General features: G+C 67.4%; 25 protein-coding genes. 20 read left to right on the plus strand and 5 right to left on the minus strand.

The features are described 5' to 3' along the window. Nucleotides 1–25: 25 nt before the first annotated feature. The 13 genes from def (at nucleotide 26) to msrA (ending at nucleotide 14,099) form a co-directional block, all read left to right on the plus strand. On the plus strand, nucleotides 26–553 hold the full coding sequence (def, locus tag D000_RS0108885) for a peptide deformylase (protein ID WP_018873182.1): 528 nt from the start codon (nucleotides 26–28) through the stop codon (nucleotides 551–553). Next, nucleotides 553–1,518 carry a methionyl-tRNA formyltransferase gene (gene fmt, locus D000_RS0108890; protein ID WP_018873183.1) on the plus strand — a complete coding sequence of 322 codons (966 nt, stop codon included), beginning with the start codon at nucleotides 553–555 and terminating at the stop codon, nucleotides 1,516–1,518. Before def ends, fmt begins: the two co-directional genes overlap by 1 nt. Next, nucleotides 1,518–2,876: a 16S rRNA (cytosine(967)-C(5))-methyltransferase RsmB gene (gene rsmB, locus D000_RS0108895; protein ID WP_018873184.1), complete on the plus strand. Its 1,359-nt coding sequence runs from the start codon at nucleotides 1,518–1,520 to the stop codon at nucleotides 2,874–2,876. Before fmt ends, rsmB begins: the two co-directional genes overlap by 1 nt. Beyond that, nucleotides 2,876–3,451: a DUF4390 domain-containing protein gene (locus D000_RS0108900; protein WP_018873185.1), complete on the plus strand. Its 576-nt coding sequence runs from the start codon at nucleotides 2,876–2,878 to the stop codon at nucleotides 3,449–3,451. The genes rsmB and D000_RS0108900 overlap by 1 nt, the downstream gene beginning before the upstream one ends. A gap of 113 nt (nucleotides 3,452–3,564) precedes the next feature. Continuing rightward, entirely contained in the window at nucleotides 3,565–5,775 is a 2,211-nt protein-coding gene (locus tag D000_RS0108905) for an ATP-binding protein (protein ID WP_051074955.1), read from the plus strand. Further along, nucleotides 5,772–7,151 carry a sigma-54 dependent transcriptional regulator gene (locus tag D000_RS0108910; RefSeq protein ID WP_018873187.1) on the plus strand — a complete coding sequence of 460 codons (1,380 nt, stop codon included), beginning with the start codon at nucleotides 5,772–5,774 and terminating at the stop codon, nucleotides 7,149–7,151. Before D000_RS0108905 ends, D000_RS0108910 begins: the two co-directional genes overlap by 4 nt. A gap of 23 nt (nucleotides 7,152–7,174) precedes the next feature. Next, complete coding sequence (gene trkA, locus D000_RS0108915) at nucleotides 7,175–8,554, plus strand: Trk system potassium transporter TrkA (protein WP_018873188.1); 1,380 nt, start codon at nucleotides 7,175–7,177, stop codon at nucleotides 8,552–8,554. Between the two features lie 9 nt (nucleotides 8,555–8,563). After that, a complete protein-coding gene (locus D000_RS0108920; RefSeq protein ID WP_018873189.1) occupies nucleotides 8,564–10,018 on the plus strand; it encodes a TrkH family potassium uptake protein in 1,455 nt (484 codons plus the stop codon). A 40-nt stretch (nucleotides 10,019–10,058) separates the two neighbouring features. Next, complete coding sequence (locus tag D000_RS0108925) at nucleotides 10,059–10,406, plus strand: tetratricopeptide repeat protein (RefSeq protein WP_018873190.1); 348 nt, start codon at nucleotides 10,059–10,061, stop codon at nucleotides 10,404–10,406. After that, entirely contained in the window at nucleotides 10,403–11,380 is a 978-nt protein-coding gene (locus D000_RS0108930; protein ID WP_018873191.1) for a lipid A biosynthesis acyltransferase, read from the plus strand. Before D000_RS0108925 ends, D000_RS0108930 begins: the two co-directional genes overlap by 4 nt. A gap of 13 nt (nucleotides 11,381–11,393) precedes the next feature. Further along, nucleotides 11,394–12,248 (plus strand): DNA-formamidopyrimidine glycosylase family protein, encoded by an 855-nt coding sequence (locus tag D000_RS0108935; protein ID WP_018873192.1) that lies wholly within the window; start codon nucleotides 11,394–11,396, stop codon nucleotides 12,246–12,248. An 18-nt stretch (nucleotides 12,249–12,266) separates the two neighbouring features. Further along, nucleotides 12,267–13,427, plus strand: a complete 1,161-nt coding sequence (locus D000_RS0108940) for a PQQ-dependent sugar dehydrogenase (protein ID WP_026279875.1) — start codon at nucleotides 12,267–12,269, stop codon at nucleotides 13,425–13,427. A gap of 30 nt (nucleotides 13,428–13,457) precedes the next feature. Then, on the plus strand, nucleotides 13,458–14,099 hold the full coding sequence (gene msrA / locus D000_RS0108945; RefSeq protein ID WP_018873194.1) for a peptide-methionine (S)-S-oxide reductase MsrA: 642 nt from the start codon (nucleotides 13,458–13,460) through the stop codon (nucleotides 14,097–14,099). Nucleotides 14,100–14,317: 218 nt separating this feature from the next. On the opposite strand, the gene D000_RS0108950 is transcribed toward msrA, so the two are convergent. Then, the gene (locus D000_RS0108950; RefSeq protein ID WP_018873195.1) at nucleotides 14,318–15,082 is read right to left on the minus strand and encodes a gamma-glutamyl-gamma-aminobutyrate hydrolase family protein; all 765 of its coding nucleotides are present in this window, start codon (nucleotides 15,080–15,082) and stop codon (nucleotides 14,318–14,320) included. Between the two features lie 43 nt (nucleotides 15,083–15,125). After that, entirely contained in the window at nucleotides 15,126–16,118 is a 993-nt protein-coding gene (locus tag D000_RS0108955; RefSeq protein WP_018873196.1) for an amidoligase family protein, read from the minus strand. A 111-nt stretch (nucleotides 16,119–16,229) separates the two neighbouring features. Here D000_RS0108955 and folB point away from each other — a divergent pair, with 111 nt between their 5' ends. The 6 genes from folB (at nucleotide 16,230) to fetB (ending at nucleotide 20,891) form a co-directional block, all read left to right on the plus strand. After that, nucleotides 16,230–16,592 carry a dihydroneopterin aldolase gene (gene folB, locus D000_RS0108960; protein ID WP_018873197.1) on the plus strand — a complete coding sequence of 121 codons (363 nt, stop codon included), beginning with the start codon at nucleotides 16,230–16,232 and terminating at the stop codon, nucleotides 16,590–16,592. Between the two features lie 244 nt (nucleotides 16,593–16,836). Beyond that, entirely contained in the window at nucleotides 16,837–17,550 is a 714-nt protein-coding gene (locus tag D000_RS0108965) for a TorF family putative porin (protein WP_018873198.1), read from the plus strand. Nucleotides 17,551–17,617: 67 nt separating this feature from the next. Further along, nucleotides 17,618–17,956: a P-II family nitrogen regulator gene (locus D000_RS0108970; RefSeq protein ID WP_012981610.1), complete on the plus strand. Its 339-nt coding sequence runs from the start codon at nucleotides 17,618–17,620 to the stop codon at nucleotides 17,954–17,956. Between the two features lie 35 nt (nucleotides 17,957–17,991). Beyond that, the gene (locus tag D000_RS0108975) at nucleotides 17,992–19,245 is read left to right on the plus strand and encodes an ammonium transporter (RefSeq protein WP_018873199.1); all 1,254 of its coding nucleotides are present in this window, start codon (nucleotides 17,992–17,994) and stop codon (nucleotides 19,243–19,245) included. A 228-nt stretch (nucleotides 19,246–19,473) separates the two neighbouring features. Next, nucleotides 19,474–20,094: an ATP-binding cassette domain-containing protein gene (locus D000_RS0108980; RefSeq protein WP_018873200.1), complete on the plus strand. Its 621-nt coding sequence runs from the start codon at nucleotides 19,474–19,476 to the stop codon at nucleotides 20,092–20,094. Continuing rightward, nucleotides 20,085–20,891, plus strand: a complete 807-nt coding sequence (gene fetB / locus D000_RS0108985; protein WP_018873201.1) for an iron export ABC transporter permease subunit FetB — start codon at nucleotides 20,085–20,087, stop codon at nucleotides 20,889–20,891. Before D000_RS0108980 ends, fetB begins: the two co-directional genes overlap by 10 nt. A 79-nt stretch (nucleotides 20,892–20,970) precedes the next feature. Here fetB and D000_RS0108990 read toward each other — a convergent pair whose 3' ends face one another. From D000_RS0108990 to speE, 3 genes are all read right to left on the minus strand, one after another. Then, nucleotides 20,971–21,243: a type II toxin-antitoxin system RelE/ParE family toxin gene (locus D000_RS0108990; protein ID WP_026279876.1), complete on the minus strand. Its 273-nt coding sequence runs from the start codon at nucleotides 21,241–21,243 to the stop codon at nucleotides 20,971–20,973. 22 nt (nucleotides 21,244–21,265) lie between these two features. Beyond that, on the minus strand, nucleotides 21,266–21,493 hold the full coding sequence (locus D000_RS0108995) for a ParD-like family protein (protein WP_012981615.1): 228 nt from the start codon (nucleotides 21,491–21,493) through the stop codon (nucleotides 21,266–21,268). 186 nt (nucleotides 21,494–21,679) lie between these two features. Further along, nucleotides 21,680–22,531: a polyamine aminopropyltransferase gene (speE, locus tag D000_RS0109000; protein WP_018873203.1), complete on the minus strand. Its 852-nt coding sequence runs from the start codon at nucleotides 22,529–22,531 to the stop codon at nucleotides 21,680–21,682. Between the two features lie 107 nt (nucleotides 22,532–22,638). On the opposite strand from speE, the gene speA reads away from it, so the two are divergent. Next, complete coding sequence (gene speA, locus D000_RS0109005; protein WP_026279877.1) at nucleotides 22,639–24,543, plus strand: biosynthetic arginine decarboxylase; 1,905 nt, start codon at nucleotides 22,639–22,641, stop codon at nucleotides 24,541–24,543. The last annotated feature ends 1 nt before the right edge of the window (nucleotide 24,544 follow it).

Raw genomic sequence — 24,544 nt, forward strand, 5'->3', positions numbered from 1 at the left:
ACAGTACAAAGTTTGAGGTTTTTTCATGGCCAAGCGTGAAATCCTGCACTTCCCCGACCCCCGGCTGCGCCTGAAGGCCGAACCGGTCACCGATGTGGATGACGAGATCCGCACCCTGGTGGATGACATGTTCGAGACCATGTACGCCGCTCCCGGCATCGGCCTGGCGGCGACCCAGATCAACGTGCAGAAGCGCGTGCTGGTGGCCGACGTGTCCGAGGACCAGAGCGAGCCGCATGCCCTGATCAATCCCGAGATCCTCGAGACCCGGGGCGAAGAGGCAATGGATGAGGGCTGCCTCTCGGTGCCCGGCTTCTATGAAAAGGTGCAGCGTGCCGACAGCATCCGCGTGCGCGCGCTGGGACGCGACGGCAAGCCCTTCGAGCTGGACGTCGACGGCCTGCTGGCGGTGTGCATCCAGCACGAGATCGATCACCTCGACGGCAAGCTGTTCGTCGACTACCTGTCCAGCCTGAAGCGCAACCGTATTCGCAAGAAGCTGGAGAAGCAGGGCGCCCGCGCGGGGGACAAGGCCGCGGTCCCCGCGGTCTGATGGGGGTGACGGACACGGAAGTCGCGTCCCTGCGCATCGTCTACGCGGGGACCCCGGACTTTGCCGTTCCAGCCCTGCAGGCGCTGATCGCCGCGGGTCATGCGCCGGTGGCGGTGTATACCCAGCCGGACCGTCCGTCCGGCCGCGGGCGCAAGCTGCGCCCCGGTCCGGTCAAGGTGGTCGCGGAGGCCGCGGGGCTGCCGGTCGTGCAGCCGGAATCGCTGAAGTCGCCCGAGGCCCGGGCGGAACTCGCGGGCTGGCGCCCGGATGTGCTGATCGTGGCGGCCTACGGGCTGATCCTGCCCCGTGCCGTGCTGGAGCTGCCCCCGCTGGGCGGGCTCAATATCCATGCCTCGCTGCTGCCACGCTGGCGCGGGGCAGCCCCGATCCACCGCGCCATCCTCGCCGGTGACCACGAAACCGGGGTCTGCCTGATGCAGATGGCACCGGGGCTGGATACCGGACCGGTGCATGCCTGCCGCAGGGTCGCGATCACCGCGCAGACGACGACCGGCACGCTTCACGATGAACTTGCCCGCGAGGGTGCCGAGCTCCTGCTGGAGCGGCTGCCGGCGATCGCGCGGGGGGCGTCCGTGCCGCAACCGCAGGATGATGCGCAGGCGACCTATGCACACAAGCTGGACAAGCAGGAGGCCTGGCTCGACTGGTCGCGTTCGGCCGCGGCCCTGGATCGGCAGGTCCGCGCCTTCAATCCCTGGCCGGTGGCTCAGGCCGGCTGGCAGGACCAGGTGGTGCGGGTCCATGCGGCTGTCCCGTTGGCGGGTTCGAGCACGGCCACGCCGGGGACTATCCTCGCGGCCGGGCCGGAGGGCGTGGATGTGGTCACCGGGGACGGCCTGCTGCGCCTGCTCACGGTGCAGCTGCCCGGGCGGCGTCCAGTGGCGGCCGCCGACTGGGCGCGCAATGCGGACCTGGTCGGGCAGATCCTGACGGGGGCTGTCTGATGGGTACCCGTGCGAAGCGCGTGGTGCCGTCCCGTGTTGACTCGCGGTCGCCGCGCCAGCGGGCGCTGGAGGCCGCCGAGCGCGTAGTGCTGCAGGGCCAGTCGCTGACCCAGGCCGTGGATCTGGTGACCGAGGGCCTGGAGGCACGCGATGCGGCCTGGGTGCAGGCACTGGCCTACACCACGTTGCGCTGGTATCCGCAGCTCGAGGGCCTGGTATCCGGGTTTCTCGACCGTCCGCTGCGCAGGAAGGACGCGGTGATCGGAGTGTTGCTGGCGCAGGGGCTTGCCGAGTTACTGCACTTCGGCACCCGTGATCACGCTGCCGTGCGCGAGAACGCGGAACTGGCCCGGGAGATCCACCGCCCCGGTGCGGTGGGCATGGTCAATGCGATTCTGCGGCGTGCGCAGCGCGAACAGGAAGCCCTGGGGCGCCGCATCGCGGCGGACCCGGTGCTGCGTTATGCCGTCCCGGCCTGGCTGCTGGACGCGGTTCGTGCCTCCTGGCCGGAAGACTGGGAGGCGCTGCTGGAGGCCTCGACGCGGCCGGCCCCGATGACGCTGCGCGTGAATCTGCACCATGGCACCCGCGAGGCGGCCCTGGAGGCCCTGGCAGAGGCGGGACTCCCGGCCCGGCCCCACCCCGCGCTGGCCAGCGCGTTGACCCTGGAACAGCCAGCCGACGTCGGGGCCCTGCCGGGGTTCTTCGACGGACGGCTGTCGGTGCAGGATGCCTCGGCGCAGTGGGCGGCGGCGCTGCTCGCGCCGCGCGCGGGCGAGCGCGTTCTGGATGCCTGCGCGGCCCCCGGTGGCAAGACCGGCCACCTGCTGGAGCATGCCGTGGGCCAGCTGGACCTGACCGCGCTGGACAACGATCCGGAGCGCCTCGGGCAGGTGCGCGAGAACCTCGACCGGCTGGGCTACCCGGCGCAGCTGGTGGCCGCGGACCTGGAGGCGACGGATGCCTGGTGGGGCGGTCAGGCCTTCGATGCGATCCTGCTGGACGTGCCCTGCTCGGCCACCGGTGTCCTGCGCCGCCACCCGGATATCAAGACCCTGCGCCGGCCCGAGGACATCCCGCGCCTGGCCGCCGAGCAGGCCCGACTGCTGGCCGCGGCCTGGCCGTTGCTGCGCCCCGGTGGTCGACTGCTGTACGCCACCTGTTCGCTGCTGTCGCCGGAAAACGATGCCGTCGTGGCGCCGTTCGTCGCGGCCACCGCGGATGCGCGCGTCCTGCCGGTGAACGGCACCGAGGGCATCCCCGGCGCCGTGGCGCGCAGTGTCGGCGTATCGCTGCCGCTGGGGCTCGAGGGAGGAGACGGTTTCTACTACGCGCTTCTGGAGAAGCAGGCCCGTTGATGTCGGCCTGTGTGCTCTCAAGGGGCTGGCCGCTCGCGCTGCTGTGCCTGCTTCTGGCCTGGACCGGCCCGGCTTCGGCGGTGGAGGTCCGTGGCGCCAACCACCTCTGGCTGGATGAGCACACGCTGCTGGTGCGGCTGGATATCGACATGCGTCTGCCCGCCGTACTGGAGGATGCCCTGGCCAACGGGGTGACCCTGGAGTTCGAGGCGGATGCGCGCCTGGAGCACAGCCGGCGGGTCGGGCGCGATACCCTGGCCGCCGAGACGCGCCGCGTGCAGCTGCAATACTTTGCGCTGAACCGGCATTACCTGGTGACGACGGTGGCCGACGAGCGCATGGATCTGAAACCGACCCTGGGTGATGCCCTGGAGCTGGTCGCCCGCCGGCTCGGGCGTCTGCGCCTGACCGACGTACCGCCGTCGGTGCGCACCAGCCCGGGGGAGCTGGAGCTGGCCGCGCGGCTGGTGCTGGTGTATTCCGCGCTGCCGCTGCCGCTGCAGCTCGACGCCGGGTTGCGCGGCGACCTGACCACGCGCCAGGAATGGTTGCGATGGCCGCTAGGGGAAGACTGATTTATGTACACACTCGCGTTGGCACGGCGTTGCGGTCCCCTTGTGCAGAATGACTGCACGGCGGTCACCGCGCGTGGTTTGCACGCAAACGCGACTCGAGCGCGGGTGTGTGAATGAATCAGTCGTTCCCTGGACTGAGGGGGTTCCCCTGGGGGCTGTTGGGGATCGGCCTGCTGTTCGCGCTGCTGCTGACCTCGCTGGTGGTCATGGGCAATGCCGCTCAGGATCAGGCGCGTTTCGAACAGCTGTTCCTGTGGCTGCTGGTGTTCCACGCCGCCATTCTGGTGGTGCTGGGCGGCCTGATCATCTTTCAGCTGGTGCGCATGGCGATCCAGTATCGCCGGGGCGTGCCGGGCAGCCGCCTGACGCTGCGGCTGGTCGCGGTGTTCATGCTGGTCGCGGTGCTGCCGGTCTCGGTGGTCTACTACTTCTCCTTCAAGTTCCTGAACGAGGGGGTTGACTCCTGGTTCGACGTGCGCGTGGAGTCGGCGCTGGAGGATGCACTGGAGTTGTCGCGTTCCTCGCTGGATCTGCGCGTGCGCCAGCTGGCGACCGAGACGCAGGAACTGATGGCCGAACTGGAGGGCGTCTCCGAGGGGCTGGTGCCGCTGGCGCTGAATGACTACCGGCGTCAGGTCGGGGCCCAGGAGCTCACGCTGGTGGGCTCCAACAACCGCATCATTGCCTCCAGCACCGACAGCCCGATCCGGCGCCTGCCCACCCCGCCCGATTCCGACGTACTGATGCGAGTGCGCCCGGAGCAGCCGTACTCGCGTCTGGAGCCGCGTTCCGACGGGTCGCTGATTATCCGCGTCGTAGCCACCACCAGCAGCCGCCGGCCGGGTTCCGAGAACCGCATCCTGCAGGGTATCTACCCGGTGGATCCGCGCATGAGCGCTCTGTCCCTGCGCGTTCAGGATGCGTTTGCGGACTACCGCGAATTTGCCTACCTGCGCGGACCGATGATCCAGGGATTCGTGTTTACCCTGTCACTGGCGCTGGCGATCTCGCTGATGGCGGCGCTGTGGGCCGGGCTGCTGGTGGCGCGGCGCATGGTGCGCCCGATCTCCGACCTGGTGCAGGGCACGCGCATGGTGGCGCAGGGCGACTACAGCACCCGCCTCGCGGTGCAGCGCGCCGACGAGCTGGGTTTCCTGGTGCAGTCGTTCAACACCATGACGCGCACCCTGAACGAGGCGCGCGACGAGGCCGAGCGCAACCGCCGTCTGCTGGATGCCGAGCGCGCCTATCTGGAAAGCGTGCTGCAGCACCTGCGTTCCGGGGTGCTGGCACTGGACGGCAGCCTGCGTCTGCGTACCGCCAACGCCGCAGCCAGCGAGATCCTGGAATGTGACCTCCAGGGCGGGCGTACCCGGGTGATGTCGGAGCTGGGGGACGATTGTCCGCTGGTGGCGCAGTTCTTCGAGGCAATCAGCGATGCCCTGGTGCGTCAGGAGGAGGAGTGGTCGCGCCAGGTGGTGGTGTTCACCCGTACCGGGCGCAAGGTGCTGATGACGCGTGCGGTCTGGCTGCCGACGTCCGGTTCCAGTCGCGGCCTGCACGCGATCGTGTTCGACGACATGACCGAGTTCCTGAAGGCGCAGCGCGACGCGGCCTGGGGCGAGGTGGCCCGGCGTCTGGCGCACGAGATCAAGAACCCGCTGACCCCGATCCAGCTCTCCGCCGAGCGCCTTTCGAGGCGTCTGGGCAAGGTACTGGAGGGGGCCGATCGCGAGGTGCTGGACCGTGCCACGGGTACCATCGTGCAGCAGGTGGAGGCGATGAAGACCCTGGTCAACGCCTTCCGTGATTATGCCCAGGCACCGCAGCTGGAGCGCGCGGCGGTGGATCTGAACCAGCTGATCCGCGATGTCTGCGAACTGTACCGGGACCAGGACGGGCGTTCGCGGGTGGATGTGACCCTCGACCCAGCGCTGCCGCCCATCCAGGGCGATGCCGGGCGGCTGCGGCAGCTGCTGCACAACCTGATCAAGAACGCCCTGGAGGCGGGTGCGGGTACCGACGGCATGGAGGTGCATGTGGTGACCGCCTATCTCGACGATCCCGCCGGGCCGCACATCGAGATGCGGGTGACCGATACCGGCCCGGGCATCAAGCCGGAGTTCCTGGAGCGCATCTTCGAGCCCTACACCACGGACAAGCCGCGCGGGACCGGGCTGGGTCTGGCCGTCGCCCAGAAGATCGTGGAGGAGCATGGCGGGCTGATTGAGTGCCATAATGCGGAATCCGGTCCCGGCGGGGCGGTGTTCCGCATCCGCATCCCGGTGGAGCATGGCCCGGTGGTTCACGAGGAGCCCGCATGAGCGAAGCCTACATTCTCGTTGTCGATGACGAGCCGGACATCCGCATGCTGCTGAAGGATGTACTGGAGGACGAGGGCTACCAGGTGGCGCTGGCCGGATCGGTGACCGAGGCCAAGGCGCAGCGCCGGAGCCGGCGCCCCGACCTGATACTGCTGGATGTCTGGATGCCGGATGGCGATGGCATCTCGCTGCTCAAGGAGTGGAGCGACGACGAGGGCCTGCCATGCCCGGTGGTGATGGTCTCCGGCCATGGCAACGTCGAGACCGCCGTGGATGCCACGCGGCTCGGGGCCTACGATTTCATCGAGAAGCCGCTGTCCATCGACAAGCTGCTGATTACCCTGCACAACGCCCTGGAGGCCGCGCGCCTGCAGCGCGAGAACGTGGGCCTGAAGCGGCATGCGGGCACGGTCCACGACCCGGTGGGCAGCAGCGCCACCATGGTGAACCTGCGCGACCAGGTGCAGCGCATGGCGCAGCACGATACCTGGGTGCTGATCACCGGCGAGCCGGGGGTGGGCAAGCAGACCTTCGCGCGCCTGCTGCATGCGCGCAGCGCGCGGCGCGAGAGCCCGTTCATCGTGGTCTCGGTGGGCTCGCTGTCCGGCGAGGAGGCGATTGCCGAGCTGTTCGGCAGCGAGCAGGGCGAGCACGTGCGCTACGGGCTGCTGGAGCAGGCCGCCGGGGGGGTGCTGTTCCTGGACGAGGTCGCGGAGATGGACCTGCAGACCCAGGGCCGCCTGCTGCACGCACTGGACACCCAGCGCATCACCCGTATCGGTGGCAACCAGCCGATCAGTGTAAACGTGCGCGTGATCGCGGCAACCCAGTATGATCTGGCGGAGGCAGTGGCGCAGGGCCACTTCCGCGAGGACCTGTACTACCGGCTCAATGTCCTGCCACTGACGATCCCGCCGCTGCGCGAGCACCCGGAGGACATCCCGGAACTGCTGGAATGCCACATGCGCCACCTGCATCAGCAGGAGGGGCTGCCGGTGCGCGCGTTTCAGCGCCCGGCCCTGGAGCGGTTGCAGCAGTATCACTGGCCGGGCAATGTGCGCGAGCTGCGCAACCTGGTGCAGCGGCTGATGATCCTGGGCTCTGGCGACGAGATCACCCGTGACGAGGTGGAGCGTACCCTGACCGGTCAGCCGCAGCGCGGCGAGGAGGCCGGGGAGGGCGTGCTGGCGATCCCCGACCTGCCGCTGCGCGAGGCTCGCGAGCAGTTCGAGCGCGAATACCTGCAGCAGCAGCTGGAGCGGTCCGAAGGCAACATGACCCGCCTGGCCGAGCGGGTCGGGCTGGAACGCACGCACCTGTACCGCAAGTTCAAGGCGCTGGGCATCGATCCCAAGCGGGTCAAGTCCGAAGGCTGAACCCGCGCCGCCACGGGAGTCGCATGAAGCACATCATCATTCTGGGGGCCGGTCAGGTCGGGCAGTCGCTGGCGGAGGCCCTGAGCGCCGACGGTATCGACATCACGGTGGTCGACTACCGTGCCGAGATGCTGGCCGAGCTGGAAGACCGCTTCGACATCAAGACCATCCACGGCTTTGCCGCGCACCCCTCGGTGCTGGAGGCGGCGGGGGCGCAGGATGCGTCGATGCTGATCGCGGTGACCAACTCCGACGAGACCAACATGGTCGCCTGTCAGGTGGCCTCCACTCTGTTCAACATCGAGACCAAGATCGCCCGCGTCCGCGCCCGGGACTATCACGAGACCCCGGCGCTGTTCGCGCAGGACGCGATGCCGGTGGACATGCTGATCTCGCCCGAGGCGATCGTGACCAGCCACATCCAGCGTCTGATCGAGCACCCCGGCTCGCTGCAGGTGCTGGAGTTCGCCGAGGGCCGCGTCTCGCTGGTGGGCGTGCGCGCCTACTACGGCGGGCCGCTGGTGGGGCACGAGCTGAAGAACCTGCAAAGCGACATGCCCGGGATCCAGACCCGGGTGGCGGCCATCTTTCGCAAGGACCGTCCGATCCAGCCCGACGGCTCGACGGTGATCGAGGCCGACGACGAGGTGTTCTTCGTGGCCGCGAAGAAGAACATCCGCGCGGTGACGTCCGAGCTGCGCAAGCTGGAAAAGCCGTACAAGCGCATCCTGATCGCCGGCGGCGGCAACATCGGCGAACGCCTGGCCGAGACCCTCAGCAAGCGCTACCGGGTCAAGGTGATCGAGCGCGATTCCGAACGCGCCGACTACCTGGCGCGCTCCCTTCCGGGCAACGTGCTGGTGCTGCAGGGGGACAGTTCGGACGACCGTTTCCTGGAATCCATCAATGTCGAACACAGCGACGTGTTCTGCGCGGTGACCAACGACGACCAGGCCAACATCTTCGCCGGGATGCTGGCCAAGCGCTGGGGCGTGCGCAAGGTGATGTCGCTGATCAATCGGCCGAGCTACGTGGACCTGCTGCAAAGCGGCGCGATCGACGTCGCGATCTCGCCGCAGCAGGCGACCATAAGCGCGCTGCTGGCGCGGGTGCGCGAGGGCGGTACCGCCACCGTGCATACCCTGCGTCGCGGTGCGGCCGAGGCGATCGAGACCGTGGTGAATGGCGATGCCCGCACCTCTCAGGTCGTCGGCCGCCGGATCGACGAGATCGATTTCCCCGAGGGCACCAGTCTCGGGGCGGTGGTGCGCGACGAGGAGGTCATCATCCCGCACCGGGACACGCTGATCGCGGCCGGTGACCACGTGATCCTGTTCGTGACCGACCGCCGCAAAGTGAAGCAGGTCCAGCGCCTGTTCCAGCCGACGGCGCTGTTCTTCTAGGCGGCGTCTATGCTGCATCTCGCGTCCACCGCCCGCCTGCTCGGGATGTTGCTGACCCTCTTCAGCCTGTCCATGCTGCCGCCGGCGGCGATCGGCTTCCTGTACGGCGAGGCTACCGCCTGGGTGTTCCTGCAGGCGTTCGCGCTGCTGCTGCTGATCGGCGGTCTGCTGTGGGGGCCGCTGTACCGGGCGCGGCGCGAACTGCAGGCACGCGACGGCTTCATCCTGGTGGTGCTGTTCTGGCTGGGGCTGGGGATCGCCGGGGCCACGCCGCTGTTCCTGGACCCGAACCTGCAGGTCTCGTTCACCGACGCCGCGTTCGAGTCCATGTCCGGCCTGACCACGACCGGGGCCACGGTGCTGACCGGACTCGACGACCTGCCGCGGGCCCTGCTGTGGTATCGCCAGCAGCTGCAGTGGATGGGCGGCATGGGGATCATCGTGCTGGCCGTGGCCATCCTGCCGCTGCTGGGCGTCGGCGGCATGCAGCTGTTCAAGGCCGAGACCCCGGGCCCGATCCGCGACAACAAGCTGACCCCGCGCATCGCCGAGACCGCACGCAACCTCTGGTACATCTACCTGGGCCTGACCGTGGCCTGCGCACTGGCCTACTGGGCCGCCGGCATGGAGGCGTTCGATGCCGTCGCGCATGCCTTTTCGACCGTCGCGATTGGCGGATTTTCGCCATACGACGCGAGTATCGGCCACTTCGAAAGCGCGCGAATCGAGGCCGTGGCCATTGTCTTCATGGTGCTGGCGGGCATGAACTTCGCCCTGCATTTCCTCGCGTTTCACCGCGCCTCCGCGGGCCCCTACCGCCGTGACGAGGAGTTGCGGACCTATCTGCTGCTGCTCGCGGGTGCCGGCGTGATCGTGGTGGCCTTCATGCTCTGGAGCGGCTTTGCCAGCGAACCCTCGGAGGCCCTGCGCAAGGGCCTGTTCCATGTGGTGTCGATCGCGACGACGACCGGTTTCACCACGGACAGCTTCTATCTCTGGCCGGGTTTTCTTCCCGTGCTGCTGATCTTCCTGTCGTTTATCGGGGCCTGCACCGGTTCCACGGGGGGCGGGATGAAGGTCGTGCGCGTCCTGCTTCTGATGAAACAGGGGCAGCGCGAGATCAAACGGCTCATCCATCCGCACGCGCGGATCACTGTGAAGGTGAATGGCAAGGAGGCGCCGGACCGCGTGGTCCAGGCCGTGTGGGGCTTTCTCGCCGCCTACGTGATGGTGTTTGTCGTGATGATGCTCCTGCTGATGGTGACTGGGCTGGACCAGGTCACTGCGTTCTCGGCGGTTGCGGCCACGCTGAACAATCTGGGCCCGGGGCTGGGCGAGGTCGGGGCCAACTATGCCGGCATCAACGACTTCAGCAAGTGGGTGCTGGTGCTGGCCATGCTGATGGGACGGCTGGAAATCTTTACCGTGCTGGTGCTTCTGTCGCCCGCCTTCTGGCGGCGTTAGCCTGAAAGCATGCAAAGCGGCGTGGCGCGGGAGGTGCCCCATGAGCGACATGATTGAGCGTTTCCAGAACATGCTGGATGGCGGACAGGATTCCGCGATGCTGCGTTTCTCGCTGGGGAATGCCCTGGCGACTGACGGCCAGCTGGAGGCGGCGGTCCCGCATCTGGAGCGGGCACTCGCGCTGGATGGTGGCTATTCCGCGGCCTGGAAGCTGCTGGCCAGGACCCTGGTCGAGCTGGAGCGCCCGGAGGCGGCCCTCTCCGCCTGCGAGCAGGGTATCCGGGTCGCCACGGACAAAGGCGACCTGCAGGCGGCGAAGGAGATGGAAGTCTTCGCCAGGCGCGCCCGCAAGCAGCAGGCGGCTGCGGACGGGCCCGGGGACGCATGAGTTCCAGCGACGAGCGCGCCGCGCGCGGCACCGATGCCGGTGCCTACCAGGCACCCCTGACCGCGGCCCATTTCGCGCCGCGCTACTGGGGCAGCTGGCTGCTGCTGGGGCTGGCCTGGGTGCTGCAGGAACTGCCGCGCCCGGCCGTGCGCGTAATGGCGCGCGGCCTAGGGCGTCTGATCCGCCGTCTCGCCGGGCGCAGCCGCGTGATCGCCGAGCGCAACCTCGAACTGTGCTTCCCGGAGCTGAGCCCCGCCGAGCGTGCCCAGCGCCTGGAGGCCTACTACCGCTATCAGGCCCAGACCGTGCTGGATTACGGGCTGCTGTGGTTCGGCAAGCCCGGGCAGCACGCCGCGCGGATCCGTATCGAAGGCCTCGAGCACTACGAACGCCTGCGCGATGCCGGCACGCCGGTGATCATCCTCGCGCCGCATTCGCTGGCGCTGGACTACGGCGGCGTGCGCATGAGCCAGATGCACGACGGCGTCTCGTTCGCCAAGCCGATGAAGAACCCGGTGCTGGAGTGGATCAATCACCGCAGCCGCACCCGCTACTCGGGTGACATTTTCGCCCGCGAGCAGGGGCTGCGCCCGGCCATTCGCCAGCTGCGGCGCGGTCGCTTCTTCTACTACCTGCCGGACGAGGACCTGGGCGCCGAGGGCGCGGTCTTCGTGGACTTCTTCGGTGTGAAGAAGGCCACGCTGACAGCCCTGGCGCGGCTGGCGCGCATGTCGAAGGCGGCGGTGCTGCCGAGCTTCGCCTGGTATGACGGCGCGGCGGACCAGTACGTGATGCGGCTCTGGCCGCCCATGGACGGCTATCCCTCCGGTGACGATGCAGTGGATGCCCGCCAGATGAATGTGGCCGTGGAACGCGGCATCGAACAGGCACCGGCGCAATACCTGTGGAGCCTGCGGCTGTTCCGCACCCGCCCCGACGGCGAGGCCTCGCTCTACCCCGACCGCAGGCGCTGATCGACCTTCCGCGATGCCCGAGGGCGATACCATCCACAAGCTGGCGCGGGCGCTCGGCCCGGTGCTGGGTACCGCCGCGCTGGAGGCCGTGGCCACTCGATCGCGACGCGGTGCGGCGCTGGTGGAACACGGGGCCATGGCCGCACGGGGCGTAAGCGCGCGCGGCAAGCACCTGCTGATCGCGCTGGACGACGCCGCGGGTCACGCCTGGCAGCTGCGCACCCACCTGGGAATGTACGGAACCTGGCATCAATACGCGCCCGAAGCCGCCTGGAACAAGCCCGTGCAGCAGGCCTGGGCCGTGCTGCGGCTGCCGGACCGGGTGCTGGTCTGCTTCCATCCACGTGAACTGGCCTGGCAGCCCCGCTCAGAGGCGCGCGCCGACCCGGAACGCCTGGATTCGCGTGTGGGGCCGGACCTGCTGGACCCGGGTCTGGACCTGGCCGCGGTGGTCCGGCGCGTTCGCGACCGCAGCCCGCCGCCGCGCCCGATTCTGGATGTGCTGCTGGATCAGTCGCTGGCGTCCGGCATCGGGAACATCTACAAATCGGAGGTACTGTTCCTGCACCGGCGCCACCCGCTCGATCCGGTCGCCGCGATCGCGGATGACGCCCTGCAGGCGATGTATCGAGACGCGGCGCGCCTGCTGCGGCGCAACCTGAAGCCGGGGCCGCGCATCACGCGCGAGCGGGCCGAGACCGACGAGTACCTGTACGTGTACGGGCGTCGCGGCCAGCCCTGCCGGGTCTGCGGCACAGCCATCGAGCGGGCACTGGCGGGCGAACACCTGCGTTCCACCTACTGGTGCCCGTCCTGCCAGGCAGGGAACCCGGCGCCGACTGCGGGGCACCAAAGGGGACGGCGATAACACCGAGGAGGCGCGAACATGGTCAGGCGATATTCGGGGCGGTTGCTGGCAGCCCCCCTGCTGGGCGGATTCCTGGTGGCCTGCGGGGGCGCGGTCGGCGTTGCCGCCGAGGAGTTCTCCACCGCGAACGGTGAACTGCGGGGCGAGGTGCTGCACTCGGGACTGAATCACCCCTGGGCGATGGCCTTTCTGCCGGATGGCGGGGCGCTGATCAGCGAGCGGCCGGGGCAGTTGCGCTACTTCCCCGATGCGAAGGACTTCGACGGTCGGGGCGAGCTGGTGTCCGGTCTTCCGGACGACCTGGTTGCGAATAACCAGGGTGGGCTGCTGGATCTCGCGCTGCATCCGGACTACGCGGAGAACGGCTGGCTGTACTTCACCTACTCCGCGCGGGTGGAGGGCGGACAGACCACGCGGCTCGCCCGCGGGCAGTTCACGGACGGGGCACTGGAGGCGGTCGAGGTGCTGTTCTCGGCCGCGCCGGCGGCGCGGGGCGGGCGCCACTTCGGCTCGCGTATCGCGTTCGACGATCGGGGCCATGTCTACGTCAGCGTGGGTGATCGCGGCGATGATGACCGCGCCCAGCAGAAGGATGACCACGCCGGCAGCATCGTGCGCCTGCACGATGACGGCTCGGTGCCGGACGACAACCCGTTCGTGAACACGGACGGCGCGCACCCCGAGCTGTGGGTGATCGGTGTGCGCAACCCGCAGGGCATGGTGATCGATCCCGAGACCGGCACCTTCTGGCAGAACGAGCACGGCCCGCGTGGTGGCGACGAGGTCAACATCATCGAGCGCGGCCTGAACTATGGCTGGCCGGTGATCTCGCATGGTGGGGCGTACTCCGGTGGCCCGATCGGCACGGGCGAGTCGGAGAAGGAGGGCATGGAGTCCGCGATCCACTACTGGACACCGGCCATCGCCCCGTCCGGCATGGCGATCCTGCGCGACCCGGCCTTCGCCGACTGGGATGGTGATCTTCTGGTCGGCGGGCTCCGGGGCCAGACCCTGCGCAGGCTGACCTTCGAAGGCCGCGAGCTGGTCAACGAGGAAGACCTGCTGCCCGAGCTTCGCCGCCGTATTCGCGATGTGCGCGTGCACGACGGTGCGATATGGGTACTGACCGACCACAACCCGGGTGAGCTGATCCGACTGACCCCGACCGATCCCGGCTGACGAACCCCGTTTCCGGAAGGAGCCTTTGTGATGTTTGCGTTTTCCGAACCGCGCATGCCCGCGCCCGAGGAGGCCCTGCCCGGGCGCGACGAGCCGCTGCCGGTCCCGCCGCGGCACATGGTACTGGGCACGCCGTTGGCGCCGCCCTATCCGGATGGCATGCAGGTACTGCATGTGGGCATGGGCTGTTTCTGGGGCGCGGAGCGGCTGTTCTGGCAGACCGATGGCGTGTATTCGACCAGTGTGGGCTATGGCGGTGGCTACACCCGCAACCCGACCTATCGGGAGGTCTGTTCCGGGCAGACCGGGCAGACCGGGCATACGGAGCTGGTGCGTATCGTGTTCGACCCGGCCCGGGTCCCGCTCGAGACGCTGCTGCGCGTGTTCTGGGAAGGGCACGACCCGACCCAGGGCATGCGCCAGGGCAATGATGTCGGCACGCAGTACCGCTCCGCGATCTATGTGGACTCGGCCGAGCAGCAGGCGGCCGCCGAGGTCAGCCGCGAGCGCTACCAGGCCGCGCTGGACGCCGCAGGGCGCGGCGCCATCACCACGGAGATCCGGCCACTGGACGCCTGGTACTTCGCTGAGGACTACCACCAGCAGTACCTCGCCCGCGTCCCGGACGGCTACTGCGGCCTTGGCGGCCTGTCCGTGCCCTATCCCGCCTGAGTATCCGTCCGGCCAGGGTGGCCGTGGGGCTAAAAAGGCGATTCACAGGAAGACGTGAAGAGTGGAAGACAGATCCTGTTGACCGCGACAAGCCACCGTCCACGTTGTGTGTAGTGCGATAAACGCTGCCTCAGCTCGTCACCCAAAAAAACCCTCCCATCTTCCAAACTTCCTGTGAATCGCTTAGGGCCTGCCTTGCTCATCCACTCCGTGATGGATCAGGGTTTCGTGGAGGCGTGTACGAGTGCGTGGAACAGGCGCTGATGGCGGTGCTTTTGCGGCAGGTATTCGGGGTGCCACTGCACGCCCACGCACCAGCCGTGCTCGGCCTCGATCGCCTGCACCACCCCGGATCCCTCGTGCGCGGCCACCCGCAAGCCGCGACCGAGGGTGTCCACGGCCTGGTTGTGCAGGGCGTTTACGTGCAGTGGTGTGTCGCCAAGGATGTCCGCCAGGTGGCTGCGTGGTTCCAGTGTGACCGGTTTCACCGGCAGCAGGCTGCGGGCCTGGGGCGTTTCCACGTAGAAGTCGGTCAGGTCGCGCTGCAGCGTACCGCCGCAGACCACGTTGACCAGCTGCATGCCGCGACAGATGCCGAGGATGGGGCAGTGGTCGTCCAGGGCGCGGTGGATCAGGGCCTTTTCCAGCCGGTCGCGGTCGATATCGAGCACGCCCCCGTGCGACTGGAACAGCCGCCGCAGCAGCCACAGCGCCGGGTAGAACAGGTAGCCAATCAGGCGCTGGGAGAGGCGGCGTTCGGCCGCGCGGATGGCATCGGCATCCGGCCCCTCGGGCAGCGTCTCGCCGTAGAGTTCCGGGTCGACGTCGGCGCCGCCGCCGATGATCAGCCCATCGAAGTGGCAGTGGCTGCGGGGCTTGCCCGGGCGCAGTCGCAAGGGCCGCCCGCCGGCGCGCCAGACGGCCAGGGCCGTAAACAGCCAGGCGGGGCCGCCGCCGTGGTCCGGCCCGGTGATGGCGATCACTGGGCGCCGGGGCGGCGGCGTCAGCGGGTCCGCGCTGGCGTGTTCAGAACCACTCACGGATGCGCTGGCTCCAGTCGTCTGCCCAGCGGCCCAGGGCCTGCCCGGGACGTTCGAGATATTCCCGGGTCAGCCGGTCCAGGCGTTCCGGGTTGGCCGCAAGTCGCTCGACCTCCACCCAGCCATTGAAGGGTCGGGCCAGACTCCAGTCGGGGTCGTCGATTTCGCAGTTGGGCAGGCGGTAATGGAACGCCGGGCGGGGCTTGATCAGTTCGTGTTCCACCGGCGCTGCGGCTACTCGGTCCGGGTCCAGGTGGGCGAACAGCGGCAGCAGGTCCAGCGGGCGGTTGCGGGTCGGGCTGTGTTCCAGGTAGGCGTCGATCAGCGCGGCCTGGTCGGGCTGGAAATCCGGGTCCAGCATGGCGCGCACGAAGGTCCCGGGAAAGGCCCGGATGTACGGCGACAGCCGGCGTGCCAGGTTGATGGCGCCGGCCGCGGTCAGGGCCTCGTACAGCAGCAGGAAGGCCCGCAGCACGGCCAGAATCCAGCGCGCATCGGTGCGGTGGATCTCGATGTTCAGCTGCAGTCCGAAGGCGTAGAGCAGGGAGGTCTCCGTGCCCTGGGCACCGGCCTGCTGCAACTGAGCGCGTACCCGGTCCAGCCGCGGCAGCATCGCGGCGGGGATGGGCGGGGCGACGATCTCGTGGGGTACCAGGTGGCCGGCGGCATCGGCCAGCCAGCGGTCCAGCGCGGCCTCGTCGGAGTCGTCCAGCTCGATCCCGAGTCGCCGCAGGTGTTCGCGATAGGCGCGATCCTTCAGTACCCGGGCATCCAGTTCCAGCTGGAAGTCCCCCACTTCGGAATCCTGCACCTGTGCCACGAAGGCATTGTCGTGCTGGATGTGTCCGCCGAACTCCTCCTGCACCGCGGCGGCCATGGTCTCGAGTGAAACGCCGGCCATCTCGATCTCGACGCCGATACGGCGGGGCTGGCCGTCGGGGGCTTCGTTCCAGGGCAATTCGTGAAAGGGCTCGCTCATGTCGCCGCCTGTCGGAATGTGGTGCCCATGATAACGGTTCGGTATCGCGGTCGCGCCTCAGGTAGGATTGGCGCGCCTGGCAAATACCGCCCCGCTGTGGAAGAACGGACCATGGATCGAATCTATCTCAAGGATCTGCGCATTGATGCCGTGGTCGGCGTCTATGACTGGGAACAGCGCCAGCAGCGCCCGCTGCGCTTCGACATCGAGCTGGCCACCGATACGCGGGTGGCCGCGCACTCCGGCGAGATCACCGACACCGTGGACTACGAGGCTGTGGCGAATACGGTACGCGCCATCGTCACGCGCGAGCCCCACACGCTGCTCGAATCCCTCGCCGAGGAGATCGCCGAGACCCTGATGACCGCGTTCCGCACCCCGTGGGTGCGCATCGATCTGGGCAAGCCGGGGGCGGTCGCGGGTGTCGCCGAGGTCGGTATCCGGATTGAACGCGGGGTTCACCCGGGTGGCTGAGTCGCCAGCACACAACCTGCATCCCTGAAGCCGGCCTGTGCCGGCTTTTTTGTATCTGTTTGGCACCCTTCTGGTGCGTGTGCACTTTTAGTGCGCACTGCATTGGTGCGCGCCCCCGTGGTTTTACCGCAACAGGTGTTGCGAGTACCCGATTTCTCCCGCGTTTCTACATGTGGCACGCCCCATGCAAGGACCGGGTGTCGACTACGCGACACTTGATTGAACAATCCGGGAGAAGACCAACATGAAGAAGTTCACCCGCTCCGCACTGGCTGCCGCCGTCCTCACCGTGGGTTCCACGGGTGGCGTTGCCTTTACCTCCACCGCCGCCGCGGAACTGTCCGTGAACATTGGCGCGGTCTCCAATTATTACTTCCGCGGTTTTTCCGAAACCGACGGCGGTGCGGCCATCCAGGGCGGCATCGATTTTGAACATGAATCCGGCTTCTACGTAGGCACCTGGGCGTCCAATGTCGATTTCGGCGATGACACCAGCTACGAGCTCGATCTCTACCTGGGTTTTGCCGATGAATTCGACAGTGGCTTTGGCTACGACGTCGGTTACATCTACTACGCCTACCCCGATGCTCGTGATGACACCGGCTCCCTGAGCGCCGACTTCGGCGAGATCTACGGTGAAGTCAGCTTTGACACCGGTGTGGTCGGTCTCTACGGCGGTATGGCCTACGTCGTCAACGACAGCGATGATTCCGCTCTCGAAGATGACGATATGTACTTCTACGCCGGTCTGGATATCCCGTTCATGGATGTCTACAGCGCCGGGTTCATGGTCGGCCGCACGAAGTTCGACGACTCCAGCCTGGATAACTACACCCATTACACCGCAAGCCTGACCCGTGACGCGGGCGACTGGGGCGAGTTCAGCTTCAACCTCGAATACGTCGATGAGTCCGACGAGGACCTGGGTGCCTGGGTGGGCTGGTCCAAGACGTTCTAATCCCTGCTCTACCTCTTAACGCTAAGGCGGGCCCGCATGGTCGCGGGTCCGCCCACAGGAGTCTGACATGAAGATGATTACCGCCGTGATCAAGCCGTTCAAGCTTGATGATGTTCGCGAGGCGATCTCGGAGATCGGCGTGCAGGGCATGACCATGACCGAAGTAAAAGGTTTTGGTCGTCAGCGCGGCCATACCGAGCTCTATCGCGGTGCCGAGTACGTGGTCGATTTCCTGCCCAAGGTGAAACTGGAAGTGGCTGTCGACGAAAACCTGGTCGATCAGGTCGTCGAGGCCATTTCCAAGTCTGCCAGTACGGGCAAGATCGGCGACGGCAAGATTTTTATCACACCGGTGGAGCAGGTCGTGCGCATTCGCACGGGCGAGACCGGCCCGGAAGCCCTTTAAGGCCTCCGTCTTCCATCGAATGAGGAATTTCAATCATGGAAATTGAACAGCAAGTTGTCGAACTCGCCTACGCAATGGACACCTTTTACTTTCTGGTGGCCGGCGCGCTGGTGATGTGGATGGCCGCGGGCTTCACGATGCTCGAGGCCGGTATGGTCCGCAGCAAGAGCGTGGCCGAAATTGCGACCAAGAATATCGCGCTCTACTCGATCGCGAGCATTATGTACATGCTGATTGGCTACAACATCATGTACGGCGACGGCCTGAGCTCGGTGATCCCGAGCATCGGCTTCCTGATCACCGGCGACAACGCCGTGGGTGACGTGCTGGGTAGCGATGGCGACATCTACTACTCCGATCGTGCCGACTTCTTCTTCCAGGTCGTGTTCGTGGCTACCGCGATGTCCATCGTCTCGGGTGCCGTGGCCGAGCGGATGAAGCTGTGGGCCTTCCTTGCCTTTGCGGTCGTGCTGACCGGCTTCATCTACCCGATCCAGGGCTTCTGGAGCTGGGGCGAAGGCTTCCTCGACCAGATCGGCTACCTCGACTACGCGGGTTCCGGCATTGTCCACTTCACGGGCGCCGCTGCTGCGCTGGCCGGTGTGCTGCTCCTCGGGGCGCGTAAAGGCAAGTACGGCAAGGATGGTCAGATCAACGCGATCCCGGGCTCCAGCATGCCGCTGGCCACCCTGGGTGTGCTGATCCTCTGGCTGGGCTGGTTCGGCTTTAACGGTGGCTCCGAACTGAAGGTCTCGGATGTCGAATCCGCCAATGCCGTGGCCGCCGTGTTCGCCAACACCAACCTGGCCGCGGCCGGTGGTGTGGTGGCTGCCCTGATCACCACCCGTCTGGTGTTCGGCAAGGCCGACCTGACCATGGCGCTGAACGGCGCGGTCGCGGGCCTTGTGTCCATCACCGCCGAGCCGCTGATGCCCAGCCCGTTCCTGGCCGTCATCATCGGTGCCGTCGGTGGCGTGATCGTGGTGTTCTCGATCGTCGCGCTGGACAAGCTGAAGATCGACGATCCGGTTGGTGCGATCTCCGCGCACGGTACCGCCGGTATCTGGGGTGTCTTCGCGGTGCTGCTGTCCAACCCGGATGCGACCTTCGTCGCTCAGCTGCTGGGTCTGCTGTCCATCTTCGTGTTCGTCTTCGTGGCCTCGCTGATCGTCTGGGCCATCCTGAAGGCGGTGATGGGTATCCGCCTGAGCGAAGAGGACGAGGATATCGGTGCCGATATCGCCGAGTGCGGTCTCGAGGCCTATCCGGAGTTCACCGGGAAGCAATAATCCCCGGTTAACCTGACGCGGGTTCGGTCCGGTGCGGCCGGATCGAACCCCGAACAAGTCTCCTCCGAAGCCGACAAGACAGTCTCCCAGGACTAGAGGATGTTGGCATTTGGGCGCCCCCCCGGGGCGCCCTTTTTTATGTGGCGCCTGCGCGCGCCGATCCGGTTTTTCCGGCCGCCGCGCACCCATCGGTTAGGATTCCCTGATCGCCGGACCGGAAATGCCCGCATGGACCCCCTTCTCGACGTACAGCAACTCAAGACCGCCCACCTGGGCCCGCTGGATCTGCGGCTTCAGCCAGGTGAGCTGGCACAGGTCACCGGTGCATCCGGCGCCGGCAAGTCCCTGCTGCTGCGCGCGCTGGCGGATCTGGATCCGAACACCGGCTCGGTCCGCCTGGCCGGCGTGCCGCGCGAATCGATGCCCCCGGTCCAGTGGCGCTGCCAGGTGGCCTATGTGCCAGCCGAGACGGCCTGGTGGGGCGAGCGCGTCGACGAGCACCTGCCCGGCGAATTCTCGCGCGATACGGCGCTGCATCTGCTGGAGCAGGTCGCCCTCCCGGAAGATGCCCTGCACTGGGAGGTCGAACGCCTGTCCAGTGGCGAAAAGCAGCGTCTGGGGTTGCTGCGGGCGCTGTTGAACCAGCCGCGTGTCCTCCTGCTCGATGAGCCCACCGCCAACCTTGATCTCGACAACACCCGACGGATCGAGCGGGCCGTGCGGAGCTATCTGGCCGAGCAGGACGCCGCGGCCCTCTGGGTCAGCCACGACACCCTGCAGCGCCAGCGTCTGGGCGGACGCATCCTGACCATCCGCGAAGGACTGCTGGAGGCGCCGGCATGGACCTGATCTCGCTCTCCGCGGTCGACCTCGCCCTCGCCGCGCTGCTGGTGATTGCGCTGGCCGGGGTCACGGTATGGGCACGGATGGGGCTGGGGCGCAGCCTGGTGATCGCCGGGGTGCGTACCGTGATCCAGCTGCTGCTGGTCGGCCTGATCCTGCAGACGCTGTTCGACCATGCGCAGCTGGGCTGGGTCGCCTTGATGGCTGTGGTGATGCTGGCGGTCGCCGGTTACGAGGTGATGGCGCGCCAGCAGCGCCGCTTCGTCGGCCTGTGGGGCTACGGGATCGGCACTGCCACCATGTTCATCTCCGCCTTCGCGGTCACGGTGCTGGCGCTGACCACCATGGTCGGGCCCACCCCCTGGTGGGAGCCGCAGTACGCGATCCCGCTACTGGGCATGCTGCTCGGCAACACCATGACCGGCATCGCGCTGGGGCTGGACCGCCTGACCCAGACCGTCTGGCGCGAGCGGCGCACCATCGAGGGACGGCTGGCGATGGGGGCCTCGTGGAGCGAGGCGGTCACGACCATGCGCCGCGAGGCGGCGCGCTCCGGCCTGATGCCGACCATCAACGCCATGGCCGCCGCCGGCATCGTCAGCCTGCCGGGCATGATGACCGGTCAGATCCTGGCCGGCGCCCCGCCAGTGGAGGCCGTGAAGTACCAGATCCTGATCATGTTCCTGATCACCGCCGGTACCGGCTTCGGCACCCTGGGCGCGGTCTGGTTTGCTTCCCGCCGCCTGTTCGACACCCGCGAGCGCCTGCGCCTCGACCGCCTCAAGGCCGGCCGCCACACCTAGGGAGACGTAGCCGGGCACCCATGCCCCGTAGGATGCGCTGAGCGCTGCCAACCGCATCGGCCAGACACACGTGCGGGCGTTAAGAATCGCGTTTCAGGTCCCGGTAGAAGTTCTCGTGTGTGCCCAGCAGGAGGAGGTGGCGCGTGCGGGGATCGTACTCATAGGCGAGCAGCATCAGTTGCCCGCGTGACTTGAACTTGTAAACCATGACCCCCGCCAGGTCCCCTTTCTTGCTGGTGCCCAGCTCGGGGTCGCGGATGATCTCGGCGACCGCATCGTCTACGTCGGCCTTCTGGGCGGGGTGCAGGCGCTTGTAAGCCCGTCGGAATCGGGTGCTTTGCAGCACATCCACGCCGTTCAATTCTCGGGGGCCATCAGTCGCGCTGGCCCTCGGGAGTAAATGGCGTGGCCAGCTCCCGGCCTTCGGCCCGTGCGATCAGGAGTTCACAAATGAAGTCGATGGGCAGGTCGGGGTTGTCCATGGCGGTACGCCCGACCTCGGCCCAGAACTCGATCTGGCCGGCGATGGTCCGGTGCTCGGCCTTCGCGTGGGCGCGAGCCTGCTGGTAGAGCGTTTCATCAATGCGGACGGGCAAACTCATGGCCTGCTCTTTTTTGCTACAATTGTAGTAATTGTAGCCCGCACCCGAATTGCCAGCAAGAAAAACGCGCGGATTGGTGCATTTCGCATGCGCTCAATGCACCCTGCGGAGTTTGTGGTGCCCGTCATCGCGAGGCGCGCCGCGCCGTGGCGATTCTCCGTGAGTGGCCCCGGTGCTGGCGCGCGATCAGGCGAACAGCTTGCGGCGGAAGAACTCCGGCGTGGCACCGGCGGCGCGGTGGATCGCGGCGTTATAGTAGTGCGTGACAAACGGCAGCTCCTCGGCCGCCTCCTCGCGCAGGAACGACACCGGGGCGTCCTTCGCGGCGATGGTGCAGGTCCACCAGCCGGAGGGGTAGGTGGCCTGCGGGAAGTGCAGGGTCAGCGCGTCGATGAAGCCGGCCGCGCGCAGGCTGTCGTGCATTGGGCGGATGATGCTGTCGGTGTGCAGCAGCGGCGATTCGCTTTGCTGCACCAGCAGGCCGTCCGGGCCCAGGGCCTTCACGCAGTCCTTGTAGAACGCGGTGGAGAACAGGCCTTCGGCCGGGCCGACCGGGTCGGTGGAGTCGACAATGATCACGTCGATGGAGCCGGGGGCGGCGTCCTTCAGGTACTGCACGCCGTCATCGAACAGCAGTTCGGCGCGCGGGTCGTCGTTGGCGTCGCACAGCTCCGGGAAGTACTGTTCGGACAGGCGGGTGACGCGCTCGTCGATATCCACCTGTACGGCGTGCTCGACCTCGTCGTGCTTTAGCACTTCGCGCAGGGTGCCGCAGTCGCCGCCGCCGATGATGACCACGTTCTTCGGGGCGCTGTGCGAGTACAGCACCGGGTGCGACATCATCTCGTGGTAGATAAAGTTGTCGCGGCCGGTGAGCATCACGCAGTCGTCGATCACCATCAGGTTGCCGAAGGCCTCGGTCTCGTAGATCTCGATCTTCTGGTACGGGGTCTGTTCTTCGTGCAGCTTCTGCTTGATGCGCAGGGACAGCGCCATGTCTTGGTGCGGTTCGCTGAACCAGTTGTTGTCGAGTGCCATTGGGCGGCTCCCCTTGCCGGTGCGGTGGACGGTATGATGCGCCGCTATGATAGTGCCCCGCACGCTGCGGGCAACTGGTCACACTCATGCGCAACCCCGGGATCGCCATGTCTGTCACGCCCTGGAATCTGGATGAGGCCCGCGCCACCTACGGGATCGATCACTGGAACGGTGGCTTCTTCGAGGTGAACGCCGCGGGCCACGTGGCGATGCGCCGCGCGGACTGGCCGGATCACCCCGGCGTGGACCTGTACGAACTGGCGGGGCGTCTGCGCGAGGAGCATGTGGGCCCGCCGGTGCTGGTGCGGTTCCAGGATGTGCTGGACGGCCGGGTGCGCCGCCTGGCGCGGGCCTTCGACACCGCCGCGCGCGAGCTGGAGTACGAAGGCGCGTTTACCGCGATCTACCCGATCAAGGTCAACCAGCAGCGCAGCGTGGTGGACCAGATCCTGGCGGCCGGCGATCAGCCGGATGCCGGGGGCCTGACCCCGCGCGTGGGGCTGGAGGCCGGCTCCAAGCCGGAGCTGATGGCCGTACTGGCGCAGTCGCGCCCGGGTGCGGCGATCATCTGCAACGGCTACAAGGACCGCGAATACGTGCGCCTGGCGCTGATCGGCCGGCAGCTCGGGCATCGCGTGTATATCGTGATCGAAAAGCCCTCCGAGCTGGAGGAGGTGATCCGTCAGGCCGAGGCCATGCAGGTCGAGCCGCTGCTGGGCCTGCGCGTGCGCCTGGCCTCGATCGGCAAGGGCAAGTGGCAGAACACCGGCGGCGAGAAGGCCAAGTTCGGCCTGTCGGCGGCGGACGTGCTGGGCATCCTCGAGCGCCTGCGGGGCCTTGGCTGGCTGGACCGGCTGCAACTGCTGCACTTCCACATGGGCTCGCAGATCGCGAACATCCGCGACATCCAGAATGGCATGGGCGAGGCGGCCAGCTACTTCGCCGCGCTGACCGAGGCCGGTGCGGCCCTGCGGGTGGTGGATGTCGGCGGCGGTCTCGGAATCGACTACGAGGGCTCGCGTTCGCGCAACGAGTGTTCCATCAACTATTCGGTGGAGGAGTACGCGCTGAACATCCTGCGCCCGCTCAAGCGCATTTGCGAGGAGCAGGGCCTGGTCATGCCGGAGGTCTTCAGCGAGTCCGGCCGCGCCCTGACCGCGCACCACGCGGTGCTGATCACCAACGTGATCGACTGCGAGCCGGCCCCGGGGGATGGCAACGTGCCGCCCGCAGAAGATGGCGAGCTGCCGGAGATCGCCGCCATGCGCGCCTTGCTGGAGGATGGTGAGCGCCCGGCCTCCGAGATCTACCACGATGCCGCCTATGGCCTGTCCGAGGTACAGGCGCGCTTCGCCCGCGGGATGCTGTCGCTGGCCGACCGCGCCCGTGCCGAGGCAATCTACTTTGCCCTGTGCCAGCGCCTGCTGGCGCGGCCGGAGGCCCTGCCGGCGGAGATCCACGCGGAACTGACCGACAAGCTTGCGGACAAGGTCTTCTGCAACTTCTCCGTGTTCCAGTCGATCCCGGACACCTGGGCGATCAACCAGATCTTCCCGATCATGCCGCTGCACCGGCTGGACGAGCAGCCAACCCGGCGCGCCGTGCTGCAGGACCTGACCTGCGATTCCGACGGCCACATCGAACACTACGTGGAGCGCGAGGGCACGCATACCACGCTCGCCCTGCACCCGTGGAACGACCGCGAGCCGTACTACCTCGGCATCTTCCTGGTCGGTGCCTACCAGGAGATCCTGGGAGACCTGCACAACCTGTTCGGGGACACCGACACCGTAAACGTGGAGCTGCTGCCGGAGGGTGGCTACCGTCTGGTGGACCCGGAGCGCGGCGATACCGTGGACGAGCTGCTGTCCTATGTGCACTTTGCCCCGGATGACCTGCGCCGCGCCTTCCGCGCCAAGATCGACGCCGCCGGCCTGCGCGGCGAGGCCGCGGGCCGGTTGCTGGCCGAGCTGGAACAGGGGCTGACCGGCTACACCTATCTCGAGGACTGAA

The organism is Thioalkalivibrio sp. ALJ16, from assembly GCF_000377345.1.
Lineage (GTDB): Bacteria > Pseudomonadota > Gammaproteobacteria > Ectothiorhodospirales > Ectothiorhodospiraceae > Thioalkalivibrio.

Excerpts from the sequence above, each read along its gene's own strand:
- def (WP_018873182.1), top strand. The coding sequence starts at position 26 with ATGGCCAAGCGTGAAATCCTGCACTTCCCCGACCCCCGGCTGCGCCTG.
- fmt (WP_018873183.1), top strand. The coding sequence starts at position 553 with ATGGGGGTGACGGACACGGAAGTCGCGTCCCTGCGCATCGTCTACGCG.
- rsmB (WP_018873184.1), top strand. The coding sequence starts at position 1,518 with ATGGGTACCCGTGCGAAGCGCGTGGTGCCGTCCCGTGTTGACTCGCGG.
- D000_RS0108900 (WP_018873185.1), top strand. The coding sequence starts at position 2,876 with ATGTCGGCCTGTGTGCTCTCAAGGGGCTGGCCGCTCGCGCTGCTGTGC.
- D000_RS0108905 (WP_051074955.1), top strand. The coding sequence starts at position 3,565 with ATGAATCAGTCGTTCCCTGGACTGAGGGGGTTCCCCTGGGGGCTGTTG.
- D000_RS0108910 (WP_018873187.1), top strand. The coding sequence starts at position 5,772 with ATGAGCGAAGCCTACATTCTCGTTGTCGATGACGAGCCGGACATCCGC.
- trkA (WP_018873188.1), top strand. The coding sequence starts at position 7,175 with ATGAAGCACATCATCATTCTGGGGGCCGGTCAGGTCGGGCAGTCGCTG.
- D000_RS0108920 (WP_018873189.1), top strand. The coding sequence starts at position 8,564 with ATGCTGCATCTCGCGTCCACCGCCCGCCTGCTCGGGATGTTGCTGACC.
- D000_RS0108925 (WP_018873190.1), top strand. The coding sequence starts at position 10,059 with ATGAGCGACATGATTGAGCGTTTCCAGAACATGCTGGATGGCGGACAG.
- D000_RS0108930 (WP_018873191.1), top strand. The coding sequence starts at position 10,403 with ATGAGTTCCAGCGACGAGCGCGCCGCGCGCGGCACCGATGCCGGTGCC.
- D000_RS0108935 (WP_018873192.1), top strand. The coding sequence starts at position 11,394 with ATGCCCGAGGGCGATACCATCCACAAGCTGGCGCGGGCGCTCGGCCCG.
- D000_RS0108940 (WP_026279875.1), top strand. The coding sequence starts at position 12,267 with ATGGTCAGGCGATATTCGGGGCGGTTGCTGGCAGCCCCCCTGCTGGGC.
- msrA (WP_018873194.1), top strand. The coding sequence starts at position 13,458 with ATGTTTGCGTTTTCCGAACCGCGCATGCCCGCGCCCGAGGAGGCCCTG.
- D000_RS0108955 (WP_018873196.1), bottom strand. The coding sequence starts at position 16,118 with ATGAGCGAGCCCTTTCACGAATTGCCCTGGAACGAAGCCCCCGACGGC.
- folB (WP_018873197.1), top strand. The coding sequence starts at position 16,230 with ATGGATCGAATCTATCTCAAGGATCTGCGCATTGATGCCGTGGTCGGC.
- D000_RS0108965 (WP_018873198.1), top strand. The coding sequence starts at position 16,837 with ATGAAGAAGTTCACCCGCTCCGCACTGGCTGCCGCCGTCCTCACCGTG.
- D000_RS0108970 (WP_012981610.1), top strand. The coding sequence starts at position 17,618 with ATGAAGATGATTACCGCCGTGATCAAGCCGTTCAAGCTTGATGATGTT.
- D000_RS0108975 (WP_018873199.1), top strand. The coding sequence starts at position 17,992 with ATGGAAATTGAACAGCAAGTTGTCGAACTCGCCTACGCAATGGACACC.
- D000_RS0108980 (WP_018873200.1), top strand. The coding sequence starts at position 19,474 with ATGGACCCCCTTCTCGACGTACAGCAACTCAAGACCGCCCACCTGGGC.
- fetB (WP_018873201.1), top strand. The coding sequence starts at position 20,085 with ATGGACCTGATCTCGCTCTCCGCGGTCGACCTCGCCCTCGCCGCGCTG.
- D000_RS0108995 (WP_012981615.1), bottom strand. The coding sequence starts at position 21,493 with ATGAGTTTGCCCGTCCGCATTGATGAAACGCTCTACCAGCAGGCTCGC.
- speE (WP_018873203.1), bottom strand. The coding sequence starts at position 22,531 with ATGGCACTCGACAACAACTGGTTCAGCGAACCGCACCAAGACATGGCG.
- speA (WP_026279877.1), top strand. The coding sequence starts at position 22,639 with ATGTCTGTCACGCCCTGGAATCTGGATGAGGCCCGCGCCACCTACGGG.